The organism is Paenibacillus sp. JJ-100, assembly GCF_948329825.1.
Taxonomy (GTDB): Bacteria; Bacillota; Bacilli; order Paenibacillales; family Paenibacillaceae; genus Paenibacillus.
On sequence record NZ_CAOJCM010000008.1, the window covers coordinates 97,662 to 110,170 of the forward strand.

The following is a 12,509-nucleotide window of genomic DNA, read 5'->3' on the forward strand; positions in this document are numbered from 1 at the left end:
AAATTCCATAATGTTGCACCTGTGCTACAGATTATAATTGCGCTTACAAAAATTTTTATATATAAGTTTACCTGAGCAAAACACAAAAAAGCCCCTTTCAGGGCTTTTCTGCATTCATTCATTTGAACTTATTCAAGCTTATTGGTTCTCTAACTCTTCTTTGCTTACCAGACTAACTAAAGCGTTTACAGCCTGATCCGCATCCGCGCCTTCTGCACTGATATGAATTTCAGTACCTGTGCTAATTGCAAGGCTCATGATTCCCATGATACTTTTTGCGTTTACTTTTTTATCGTCCTTCTCTACAAATACTTCAGATGAGTATTTATTCGCTTCTTGAACGAAAAGTGCTGCAGGTCTTGCATGGAGACCCGTTTTTAAACGGACAACTACCGGGTGCTTTGTCATAGAAACTTACCCCCTATTATGAAATCTAGACATTAAATACACAATTATATTTATATAACATTATACCATTAACCCGTGCAGGACACTAGCAGAAAAAACGAAGCATACTTCCTTAGGTGAAGCAGCTGTCTATTTCCCCTTAATGTGCCCTTTAGCTGTAACGTTCTGCACGAACTTTCTCAGCCAATTCATCAATTTTCCGAAGACGATGGTTCACACCTGATTTACTTACTGTACCCTTCAGCAATTCGCCAACTTCCTTCAGATTGATGTCTGGATGGGCGAGCCGCACCTCAGCGACCTCACGCAACTTATCCGGAAGCGATTCCAAGCCGACTTCCTTTTGTAACAAACGGATATTGTCAATTTGTCTGACTGCTGCTCCAATTGTTTTGTTCAGATTAGCTGTCTCACAATTCACGATCCGATTCACGGAGTTGCGCATATCCCTCATAATTCGTACATCTTCAAACTTGAACAGGGCTTGGTGAGCACCAATAATGCTAAGTAGCTCAATGATTTTCTCACCTTCCTTAATGTATAGGATGAATCCTTTTTTCCTTTCTATACATCGTGCGTTAAGATGAAACTCATTAGCTAGATCTACGAGCGCCTGACAATGCTCCTCATACATTGAAGCAATCTCCAGATGATACGAGGAACCTTCCGGGTTATTCACTGATCCGCCTGCTAGAAATGCACCGCGTAGGTACGCTCGCTTGCAGCAGTTCTTCTTCAGCAGTTCTGCATTAATGCCCGGCGTAAACAAAAAACCTTCGGAGACGATGCTCAGACTCTTTAGAATCTCTTGAACCATAGACGGAACGCGAACAATATATACATTGTTCTTTTTCAGCCGCATCTTTTTGCGAACCAACAATTCCGTATGCACTTGAAAATGCTTCTTCAGCAGGGAGTATGCCCTCCTTGCAATTGCAGCATTCTCTGTCGAAATATCCAATATGACTTTTTTATTCGATAACTGCACCGCACCAAGCATACGGATAAGGGCTGAAAGTTCCGCCTGTTCGCAGCACGTTTCGCTCTCAATCATCGTTAATTCTTTTTTGGTCTGTGCTGCAAATGACATGGGACTTCACCTCTTCCGTAACATCCAATTTTGAACCAGCTGGTAAATATGATGACTGAGCTTGTCGGCATCATGGCGCAGATAAGTTTTGAACAAAACCAACGTATCTGCAACAACCTGATAACCTGAACTTTTAAGCACATTCATATCAAGTACAACTGGTTTTGCACCTTTTTCTGCATATTTATTTTGCACTTGTAGCGGTATATCACCATTGTTCACGATCACGTAATCAAAGAGCTGGTGACCAATATGCTCCTGTACCGCTTTAAGGTGATCGCTCACCGTATAGTCATCAGTTTCCCCTGGTTGTGTCATGACGTTACAGATAAACATCTTGACTGCATCTGCTTCGACGACAGCTTCTGCCAGTTTGGGCACTAGCAGATTGGGAAGGATGCTTGTATACAGGCTACCTGGACCAATTAGAATTGCGTCGGCCTGACGTATGGCTTCCACAGCTTCTGGCAACGGCTCCACGTGGTCCGGTTCAAGGAAAACACGCTTAATACGTCCACCTGCCTCTGGAATTTTGGATTCACCGGTAATAACCGATCCATCCTCCATCTCAGCATGCAGCACAACAGCCTGACCGGCTGCTGGAAGCACTTTACCTCTAACGGCAAACACGCGGCTAAGTTCCCGCACAGCGGTAACAAAGTCGCCTGATATATCGGTCATTGCAGCCAATATCAAATTACCCAGACTGTGGCCTGCAAGCCCCGCGCCTGTATTAAATCGATATTTTAACATGTCAGAGAGTAGTGGTTCAACATCCGCTAGTGCGGTAAGCACGTTACGAATGTCGCCAGGAGGCGGCATTTGCAACTCACTGCGCAGGATACCCGAACTTCCACCATCATCTGCAACCGTAACGATGGCTGTGATATCCATCGGCTTTTCTTTTAAACCGCGTAACATCACAGATAGTCCGGTTCCGCCTCCCATTACAACGATTCTCGGACGTTCTCTTCGTGGTCCGGCCTCTTTCATCCCTTCACCCTCTTCAATGACGGTCCCGGTCAGCATCACGATGGCTTACGGTAACAGCTTCAGTCTCGCTGCTCCCGAGCATCTTGCCCAAATATTCCGATATTGCTACCGAACGATGCTTGCCTCCAGTACAACCGATTCCAATAATAACCTGGCTTTTGCCTTCCTTCCGATATTGCGGAATCAGAAAATGCAGCATATCCAGTAGCTTGGTCAGAAACGACTGTGTTTCAGGCCATTTCATCACATATTCATACACTTCACTATTTTGCCCTGTGTTCGGGCGTAAATGGTCAATATAATGCGGGTTTGGTAAGAACCGCACATCAAATACAAGATCTGCATCAATCGGAATGCCATATTTGAAACCGAAGGATGTTATATTCACCGACAACGTGCGACTCTCCAAGTGAGAGAAACGCGAGATAATGCGCTCCTTCAGTTGCGCCGGCTTCATCGTACTGGTATTCAGCACCTGTGTTGCTGAATTTTTGAGTTCTTCTAACATTTTGCGCTCCAGCTTAATGCCATCAAGAGGCATGCCTTCCGGAGCCAGCGGATGTCTACGTCTGCTCTCCTTATAACGCTGAACTAGTACGGAATCCGTTGCATCCAGGAATAAAATTTCGCAATGAATGGTAAAATGATCTTTAATATAGTTCAAAGACTCAGACAATGCCGTGAAAAATTCACGTCCTCGCAGATCGATGACAAGCGCTACCTTACCAATCTTACCATTCGACTGTTCGATCAACTCTGCGAATTTGGGAATCAGAACAGGCGGTAAATTATCTACACAGAAAAAACCCAGATCCTCCAGGCTCTGCACAGCTATCGTTTTACCCGCTCCGGACATACCTGTAATGATAATGAGCGTGGCGCCTGTGCCTGGTAAGCCTTCACCTTCAAGCATAAATGTCCCCTCCTTATCATTTTGTTGTCGTCGGAATATCTTGTTATGAGGTTATTACGAACGCAAGAGGAGACCTGCTGCACCTACAATACCTGCATTATTACCCAGCGTAGCTTCCAAGATCTGAACACCCTGTTGCAATGGTTCCGGAGTTAATTGAGCGAACACGGTACGGATCTCATCAAACAGGAAATCACCTGCTTTGGATACACCTCCGCCAACAATGAACACTTCCGGATTTAGCACAGCAGCTACGGTTGCCATGGACTTACCTAAATAATAAGCTGCACGGTTTACAATACGCAGTGCCACTTCATCCCCTGCTTTAGCAGCGTCGAATACTTCTTTGGCCGCAATCTTGTCTACCAGAGCAAGCGACGTATGATCACCACGCTCTACAGCATCTTTTGCCATGCGAATGATACCTGTAGCAGATGATACCGTCTCAACACATCCCATTTTACCACAGCCGCACTTAATTGCTTCCAGATCTGGCACAACACAGATGTGGCCCAGTTCTCCTGCCATACCCGAGAAGCCTTGATAGATTTTACCATTCAGGATGAGACCGCCACCAACACCTGTACCAAGTGTAAAGCATACACAGTTGTCTACACCCTTCCCGGCTCCAGCCCAAGCTTCACCGAGAGCAGCAACGTTCGCATCATTATCTATTTTGACTGGCTTGCCCAAACGTTCTTCCAGAACCGAACGAATGGCTACATTCCGAAATCCAATGTTAGGAGCATGAACAATAATACCTTCGCGTACATTTGTGAAACCGGCAACCCCTGCACCAACACCTTCAAGCTGTTCCCAGCTGTATGGTGATTCTGCAACGATATGACGGACATACTTCTCGATGTTGGCGATAACGGTGTCAACGCCCTGATCTACTTCAGTCGGTCCTTCATACGTATGCATAAGCTGACCTTGATCATCACATATACCGACTTTAATTGCTGTTCCGCCGAGATCGACCCCAACGTAGATTTTCTCAGACATGCTGCAAGCCACCTTTATTTATCTAAAATAGTTTAGTCCTACGTACCAACTATAATTGAAGGATACGCCGGGGTCAAGACGATAAGACCTTAGGACACGCCAAGCTCTTGCCATTTTGTGAATATTATCACAATTATTTTTTTGAATATTTTGAATGCGTATACATTAATCTTCCACTCCATTAAAACGCGATGCTCATTCCTTCCCTCATAGAAAAGGGGGGAATCTCAACTCATCATATTTCATTTCTGCTCGTTCCATTCATTAAAAATGACAATTGTCACCTGATATTCGTGACAATGTTTACTAAACGGCCCTTGTCTTCATAGGTAAGATGGAAATATCTCATCCAAATTAGACAAAGGACGTGATGATATATGTGTTCAGACAAGATTGTTATTCAAATGGATCATGTTAGTAAAAAGTTTGGAAATACAACGGCAGTACGCGAGGTTTCACTTCAGATTACACAAGGTTCCGTTACCGCTATTCTCGGGCCTAACGGCGCAGGAAAGACAACAACAATTAACATGATTCTTGGGCTGACCAGCCCTTCCTCAGGCAAAATCCATATTCTAGGCATGCCTCCAGGTCACCAACAGGTTTTACAACGGATCGGTGTCATGATGCAAGATGTCAGTGTTATGGATCTACTCACCGTACGCGAGATCATCCGCATGGTACAGAGCTATTATGTAGCTCCCATGGAAACAGCCGCTTTAGAGAAATTAACTGGGCTGGCTCCGGTTGATCTCAACCGAAGAGCGGAGAAGTTATCCGGGGGACAGAAGCGCAGCTTGAATTTTGCACTAGCAATGGCTGGTAACCCTGACATTCTATTTTTTGACGAACCTACTGTTGGGCTTGACGCCGAATCGCGCAGAACTTTCTGGTCTCATATCCGTGCCTTTGCACAGCAAGGTAAAACCGTAGTTTTCACCACGCACTACTTGCAAGAAGCCGATACAGCCGCTGATCGAATCATTCTGTTCAATGAAGGTTCGATAGTCGCTGACGGAACACCAGAACATATCAAAAATGGGATGACGAGGCGAACATTGTCCTTTACATACCCTCCTCCCCCAGAGGATCGGGATTTTACTTTTTCCAAAACCTCAGAGACTGATACATCGCCCACTCCCCCTTGGATTCAAGAGTTGTCCGGCGTGGATCAAGTAACGTATCACCAGAACCGGTGTATTCTTCATACCCAAAATACCGATGCCTTGATCCGTCAGATTATTTTGAGGCAACTCCCTGTGCAGGACATCCGCATAGAAGCTGGACAACTGGACGACGCCTATGCTTCTATGTTGAATAATGTTAGAGAGGAACAATAATATGTCTATGCTATTTGCTCAATCCCGGGCTGAAATAATTCGTATGGTCCGTAACGTCTACTTTATGTTCTGGTCTTTGCTAATTCCTGTGCTGTTTTACGTTCTATATACACGTATATTTACAACCAATGCTGTAGATGCAGAGCGATGGAATGCCCACTATCTAATGTCCATGACCTGCTTCAGTGTGATGGGATCATCCATTATGACCCTCGGTATTCGTCTCGTACAAGAAAGAGCTTATGGCTGGGTTACCTACCTTAGAGTCACTCCACTACCGAACTCCATTTATTTTGGTGGGAAAATGATAGGTCAGACTTTCATCCATATGTGCTCGATTATCGTTATTTTTATATCCGGTTACTTGATTAACGGTGTCTCTCTCACCTTCGCCCAGTGGATCGGATCAGCACTATGGATTATCGCCGGCTCCTTACCATTTCTTGCCCTCGGTACCTGCATTGGGACATTCCGCCGGGTGGATACGGCAAATGGATTAAGCAATGTCTTGTATCTTTCCCTTGCCTTACTCGGAGGCATGTGGATGCCGCTCGACGTTATGCCAGAATGGCTTGCTGAGATCGGCCGGTGGCTTCCTTCATACAGTTTTGGCAATGGCGCATGGATCATCGTCGGCGGTGGTATGCCGCAATTACGGGATATTCTTCTTTTGGCAGGTTATCTGGTGGTATTTATGGTACTATCCACATATATCCGCAGCACACAGAAGGAGGCGTAATCTCAATCTATGCTTCGAGGATTTGAGCTTTTTCCTAAACGTTTCGGAATCTACCCCTACATCTGGATGATCTATTTAGCGATGCCTTTATACTACATGGCGGATGCTCGTGGACATGAACAATACATCGGGATTACTGCTTTTATAGTGTTTGTCCTGACTTATAGACAGTTGTATATGACAGCAGGCAGCCTTCTTTTTTCTTACTGGCTCGTTCTGCAAATGGGATGCGTTCTGATCCTCACCTTGGTTATTGATCTTAACATGTTTTTTCTTGGGTTTTTTACAGCCAATTTCATAGGATGGTACACCGAAAAACGAGTCTTTCAATTATTTTCATTCGCATTTGCTATCATTCAGGCGTTTCCAATCGTTATGGCTGTAGCTTACAACCAGCTTAGCCCTCAGAAGCTATTGTTTTTCATCCCGTTTTATCTCATTATGTTGGTCTCTCCCTACGGCATTCGAACCATGTTGGATCGGCAACAATTAGAAGCTAGACTTGATGAGGCTCAGCAGCATATCGAAGAATTAATTAAACGTGAGGAACGCATGCGCATTGCCAGAGATTTGCATGATACGATGGGACACACTCTCTCATTAATTACGCTTAAGAGCGAGCTGGTGACAAAACTTATAACCAAAAATCCAGAACGAGCCATTCAGGAAGCTCGTGAGATTGAGCGCACCTCCCGCGCTGCCTTGCGGGAAGTGCGTCTGCTTGTCTCCGATATGCGAGCAATCAGCATTATGGAAGCATTAGCAGATGCTCAGGAGATGCTGCGGAGCGCAAATGTTGATCTCCAGCTGGTTGCTCAGCAGGAGACCTGCAATGATGTTCCAGATCTGACCCAGAACATGGTTAGCTTGTGTCTACTTGAAGCAGTGACTAATATTGTGAAGCACAGCCGGGCAACCCTGAGCCGTATTTTACTGGAGCGTAAAACAGATGGAATGTATATTACAATTCAAGACAACGGTACGGGGATGCCAAAGGATTATTTTCCAGGTAACGGCCTAAAGGGCATGTCGGAACGGCTACATCTGATTGACGGCTCCTTGGAGGTATACTCTGATACAACAGGTACACGGCTGGACCTTTTCTTCCCCATCGTCGCAACTGAACTTCAAGGAGGTGCATCCATGTGATTCGTATATTGATCGCTGAAGATCAGCGTATGCTTCGGGGCGCTTTAGCCTCCCTGCTTGATCTAGAGGATGATTTTGAGGTCATTGGTGAAGCCGGGAACGGAGAGGAAGCCTTGAAACGTATCATCTCACTCCAACCCGACCTATGTCTGATGGACATTGAGATGCCTGTTATGAGCGGACTGGATGTTGCTGAACAAGTGCAGCAGCTTGGGCTAAACTGCCGGATAATGATCCTTACCACATTTGCTCGCCCGGGATTTCTGGAACGTGCTGTTCAGGCAGGTGTGCAAGGATATCTACTCAAAGACGAACCTAGTGATCGTCTGGCTGAAGCCATCCGGCGTGTCATGAACGGAGGCCGTGAAGTATCACCAGAGCTTGTATTCGGTGCAGCCAGATCGGTTAATCCACTCACAGAGCGAGAAAAAGAATTGCTGAAACTGGCAGCAACCGGCATGAGCACAAGCCATATGGCTGCGTCCCTACACCTGTCTTATGGAACGGTACGTAACTATCTGTCGGAGGCATTTGCCAAACTGAATGCAAAGAACCGGATAGAAGCTGTCTCCATCGCTGAGAAAAAGGGCTGGCTTTGAGCTCTGACCTCTGCTCTTGGACAATAAAACATCTGTAGCGGTGCCCATCACCTCAGAGGGGCGGGTACAGCAAAAAACGCCTTCCAGCAAACTACTGGAGGCGTTTATTCTTTTTTAACCATTCAATGAAAGATTAGATCATAGCTTCGTCTCTACTCGCACAGGCTCGTCAGTTTTCTCCATCTTGTTCACATCTAGAATGTCCAGCATGAAGACAAAGATTGGAATACCAATGATCAATCCCCAGATTCCGAGGAAATGCTGCGATAGAATCAGCACGATAAAGGTGTAGAACATCGGCAATTTGGTCTTGTGTGCCATCAGCTTTGGATTCAGGAAATACGTTTCCAGCGCATGAATAATGATGATCATAACGATTACAATGATGGCCATCTGTAGTCCACCCATCTGATATCCGATCAGACAAAGTGGCACGAGGGAGATCATCACACCTGCAACAGGCACCAAACTGAGCAGGAAAACCATAATGGTCAGTGCAAACAGATAAGGGTAACCTAAGATCCATAGTCCCAACATGGTTAGTACCGTATTAAATACGGCGATCAGCAGCTGTGCTTCAATGACTTTACCAAAAGAAGATACAAATTTGTCGCCCAAGTATGCTACTTCATTATAGAACCAGCCGATTTTGCTCGTTTTAAACTTAGACGTGAATTTGTAGATTTCTTTCTTCTGCAACAGGAAGAACAGGCTCAAAATAATAACCAACAGAATGAATTCCAACCATTTGCTCAAGGCGAAAATGTATTTCAATGCTTCGTTGGTGTAATTTTTAATGTCAAAGGATTGCAGGTAGCCTGCGATCTTGGAGGCAAAATTGTCACCATCGGCTGTGTCGAGGAACTTCATAATTTCATTCGTCAATTGCACAACCTGATCTACAATCCGAGGAGAATATTTGGATATACCGAGTACAATCCCGGCGATCACAATCATATAAAGTAGAATGACTACGACTTTGTAATTGATTGGAAAAAATCGATTCAACCCTCTAGTAATAAGATGCTGCAATCTGTTCATGACGTACGTCACCAAGAATAGCAGCAGAATCATATGGAGCATACTCCCCATACTGAACAAAATTAAACAGAACAACAGCAGGATTAGAAAACGCCTCACTGTCACATTCTGCAACCACTCTTTTATCATTTCCCCCAACCTCTTCACCTCACAGCTAATATACCCCTTATGTATACGAGATCACTTCCATCATCGTTTCAAAAAAAGAGAAGCCTTCCGGCTTCTCTCACGTTTATGAGACTTCCCGTTGTCTCTTATAACTTACTTATTCTAATCCATAGGGCTATCATGCCTATTACTTATCCAGTGTTTCGCTCCAGTCGTGGACGATGCTTCCCTCCAGGAACTTCTCACAATCCATCGCTGCCATACATCCTGATCCTGCTGCTGTAATGGCTTGACGGTACTTCGTATCCTGAACATCACCACATGCAAATACGCCTGGAATATTCGTTTCTGTTGTGCCTGGTTTAACGACAACATAACCATGCTCATCCAGCGTAATGGCATTTCCAAGGAAGCCAGTGTTCGGCGTGTGCCCGATGGCAACGAACACACCATCTGCCTCGATCAGCTCTTCTTGCCCCGTCTCATTGTTGCGCACCTTCAACCCTTTTACACCCATTGCGTCGGGTACAACTTCAAGCGGTGTGCGATTCAAGGCCCACTTCACCTTTTCGTTACTACGAGCACGATCCTGCATGATCTTGGATGCACGAAGCTCGTCCCGACGGTGAACCAGTGTAACCTCCGTGGCAAAACGAGTCAAAAAGCTTGCTTCCTCCATCGCAGAGTCACCACCGCCGACCACCACAATCTTTTTGCCACGGAAGAAAAATCCGTCACATGTTGCACATGTGCTTACCCCACGACCAACGTTCTCCTGCTCTCCCGGAATACCGAGATAACGAGCCGAAGCACCTGTGGAGATGATGATGGAGTCTGCTTCCAGTTCGCCCATGCCCCCAACGGTGACTTTGAAAGGCTGCTTACTGAAATCAACTTCTTCCACCCAGCCATTCTTGAATTCAGCACCGAAACGCTCTGCTTGCTTACGCATGTTGTCCATCAGTTCAGGACCCAGGATACCTTGCGGGAAACCCGGGAAATTCTCAACGTCTGTTGTCGTTGTCAGTTGTCCGCCCGGTTGCAGACCTTCAATCACCAGTGGATTCAGATTAGCACGAGCCAGATATATCGCTGCTGTCAGACCCGCAGGTCCGGTTCCGATCACAATCGTTCTGTATTTAGACATGTAGATACAGCCTCCTTCATCGGGTTGAGAATGTGTAATAGTCGCGAATAACTTGCAAAGATGATATCCTACAGACATTTTAGACCTATTCGTTAAGTTTACCCGTTTTCCCGGTTAATGTATCCTTCACTTCAGAACAACATTACATTTTTGCTTGTTCCATTCGTTTCACAAGACTCAGCTGTAGCCTTTCGGCGGAGTTGTGCTACAGATCTCAAGGAGCTGTCTGGCATATTTGCTAACAGTGGATGCGGATATACCATAACGTTCTGCAACACTTTGATACGTAACAGGTCGACTATGGTTCTTGGAAGCTAGGTATTCCAGTCCAGCAGCCCATCCTTCGATCTGCTTGGAACCTGACAACTCGGGATGAACCCTGGAAACATAATCTATCCAGATTCGTTCCATCTCTTGTTGCAGCTCTGCTCTGGCCTCCGACATCTGAAGCGCTCGATCTACGACGACCTGCCAGTGTGGGGCCTCCATTCTTGACAGATTTCCTCTATTTAGGGCTTGATCCTTATTACGAATGGAATCTATATCCCCGCCAGAGAAAAGGTGGGACACGCTTGCTTCCTGCTCATAACCTTTAGCTATTTGCAGATCACTTAAAACATGTTGTGCCGCGTTAACCAAGTCTGGATCTTCACCAGGCTCATTAATAAACGACTGTAGTGCCTGCCGAACCTCATAATCTCCAATCATGCCGAGTGCATGAATAACCTGAAGCTTAGTTGCATGATCACCATGACGCAATGCCCAAAAAAACGAGGAACGAATTAATGGGTCATTTTTCATCTCGTCCGGAATGCCGTTCCCATAGTCCTCCCATTGCCTGAACTGCTCGTCAAAAGGAAGATGGTAATGATAACTCAGCTTACTCGGCTCCTGTAACCCTTGAAGCACTTCCTCAAGATCGTCTAGATAATAGCTGGCCACTTCTGACCCGGGATCGAGCTTGTTGACGTAATGCCACAGTCGCTTCGCCATATCATAACGCTCTGTGTTGTACGCGGCCACTGCTGCATAATGTGCCAGAGCCGGATCACCAGCCGTCTCTTCATTCTTCAGCAACCGACGAAAATGGGTATAAGCGGCATCATGCTGACCCAGAATCCCCATCGTCGTCGCTAGCTTGTACACCTGTTCGTTCTGGTATGGCACAATCACACGTAATTTTTTGATCAGCATTAACACTTGGTCCGTCTGGTTCTCATTTTGATAAAAGATCGCCAGATTACAGAGTGCGTGGAGATTGCCGGGTTCCTGTTCCAGCACTTCAGCGATCGTCTCTTTTGCTTTGGTGAACAGTCCCATATAATAATAAGCGAGAGCCAGATTGTTACGGGCAGCGAAATAATCCGGATAATCGGGTGACATGCCTTCAAGCAACTCTGCGGCCTGGGCAAACTTCCCCTCTTCCAGCAATTCTCTTGCCTGATCGTGCTCTACGACACCTTTACGTGACTTGATTCGATTTAATTTGGCCGGACGATCCAACTCATAATACAAAAGCTCCATCATCTCTTCGGCCTCTGTCATGAACTGCCCCTGCGAGTCTTCCTCCAGATAGGTCACCAGTGCACGCTCGGCTTCCTCAAATTGATCCATGTTGGCAAAATTGTTCGCCATATAGAAATAACATTCCGTCATGGACGGGTCAATCACATCCAGCACATGAGCCAGAATAGAGTTGGAAGCTTCATAGTCACCCTTCTCTGATAATATACCCGCCATATTACAATGATTCACCGGATTTTCCGGCTCGTATTCAACAGCTTTACGAAAATATTTCAATGCCTTGTCGACATGATTACGGTCCAGCGAGCGGACAGCTCTTTCAAAAAAGAAAGAAGCATCCAAGTGAATCGGTATAATATTGGCAAGGTGATCCTCGGTCCGCACTAGCTTGCCCTTCATCTTCCAAGGCACCTCCTCTTTGCTTTCATTCATACTCTTCAGTATACCACATCT

The 12,509-nt window shown here is 45.7% G+C and carries 12 protein-coding genes; 4 read left to right on the forward strand and 8 right to left on the reverse strand.

Going from position 1 to position 12,509, the window contains the following annotated elements; translation table 11 throughout:
- Window positions 1-138: 138 nt before the first annotated feature.
- From PQG66_RS22285 to PQG66_RS22305, 5 genes are all read right to left on the reverse strand, one after another.
- A complete protein-coding gene (locus PQG66_RS22285; protein ID WP_090924792.1) occupies window positions 139-408 on the reverse strand; it encodes an HPr family phosphocarrier protein in 270 nt (89 codons plus the stop codon).
- Between the two features lie 151 nt (window positions 409-559).
- Window positions 560-1,498, reverse strand: coding sequence for a DNA-binding protein WhiA (whiA, locus tag PQG66_RS22290; RefSeq protein WP_272040030.1), 939 nt, complete (start codon window positions 1,496-1,498; stop codon window positions 560-562).
- 6 nt (window positions 1,499-1,504) lie between these two features.
- Window positions 1,505-2,491: a gluconeogenesis factor YvcK family protein gene (locus tag PQG66_RS22295; protein ID WP_272040069.1), complete on the reverse strand. Its 987-nt coding sequence runs from the start codon at window positions 2,489-2,491 to the stop codon at window positions 1,505-1,507.
- A gap of 13 nt (window positions 2,492-2,504) precedes the next feature.
- Window positions 2,505-3,404, reverse strand: coding sequence for an RNase adapter RapZ (gene rapZ / locus PQG66_RS22300; RefSeq protein WP_272040031.1), 900 nt, complete (start codon window positions 3,402-3,404; stop codon window positions 2,505-2,507).
- 54 nt (window positions 3,405-3,458) lie between these two features.
- Window positions 3,459-4,409 carry an ROK family glucokinase gene (locus PQG66_RS22305; RefSeq protein WP_272040032.1) on the reverse strand — a complete coding sequence of 317 codons (951 nt, stop codon included), beginning with the start codon at window positions 4,407-4,409 and terminating at the stop codon, window positions 3,459-3,461.
- Window positions 4,410-4,813: 404 nt separating this feature from the next.
- Here PQG66_RS22305 and PQG66_RS22310 point away from each other — a divergent pair, with 404 nt between their 5' ends.
- The 4 genes from PQG66_RS22310 to PQG66_RS22325 are packed head-to-tail and all read left to right on the forward strand — an operon-like array spanning window position 4,814 to window position 8,236.
- A complete protein-coding gene (locus PQG66_RS22310; RefSeq protein ID WP_272040033.1) occupies window positions 4,814-5,749 on the forward strand; it encodes an ABC transporter ATP-binding protein in 936 nt (311 codons plus the stop codon).
- A gap of 1 nt (window position 5,750) precedes the next feature.
- The gene (locus PQG66_RS22315) at window positions 5,751-6,488 is read left to right on the forward strand and encodes an ABC transporter permease (protein ID WP_272040034.1); all 738 of its coding nucleotides are present in this window, start codon (window positions 5,751-5,753) and stop codon (window positions 6,486-6,488) included.
- A gap of 9 nt (window positions 6,489-6,497) precedes the next feature.
- On the forward strand, window positions 6,498-7,637 hold the full coding sequence (locus PQG66_RS22320; protein ID WP_272040035.1) for a sensor histidine kinase: 1,140 nt from the start codon (window positions 6,498-6,500) through the stop codon (window positions 7,635-7,637).
- Window positions 7,634-8,236 carry a response regulator transcription factor gene (locus tag PQG66_RS22325; RefSeq protein ID WP_272040036.1) on the forward strand — a complete coding sequence of 201 codons (603 nt, stop codon included), beginning with the start codon at window positions 7,634-7,636 and terminating at the stop codon, window positions 8,234-8,236. Before PQG66_RS22320 ends, PQG66_RS22325 begins: the two co-directional genes overlap by 4 nt.
- A 138-nt stretch (window positions 8,237-8,374) precedes the next feature.
- Here the strand turns inward: PQG66_RS22325 and PQG66_RS22330 are convergent, their stop codons facing one another.
- The 3 genes from PQG66_RS22330 to PQG66_RS22340 form a co-directional block, all read right to left on the reverse strand.
- On the reverse strand, window positions 8,375-9,406 hold the full coding sequence (locus PQG66_RS22330) for an AI-2E family transporter (protein WP_272040037.1): 1,032 nt from the start codon (window positions 9,404-9,406) through the stop codon (window positions 8,375-8,377).
- 166 nt (window positions 9,407-9,572) lie between these two features.
- Window positions 9,573-10,532, reverse strand: coding sequence for a thioredoxin-disulfide reductase (gene trxB / locus PQG66_RS22335; RefSeq protein WP_272040038.1), 960 nt, complete (start codon window positions 10,530-10,532; stop codon window positions 9,573-9,575).
- 177 nt (window positions 10,533-10,709) lie between these two features.
- On the reverse strand, window positions 10,710-12,455 hold the full coding sequence (locus PQG66_RS22340; RefSeq protein WP_272040039.1) for a tetratricopeptide repeat protein: 1,746 nt from the start codon (window positions 12,453-12,455) through the stop codon (window positions 10,710-10,712).
- Window positions 12,456-12,509: the final 54 nt, after the last annotated feature.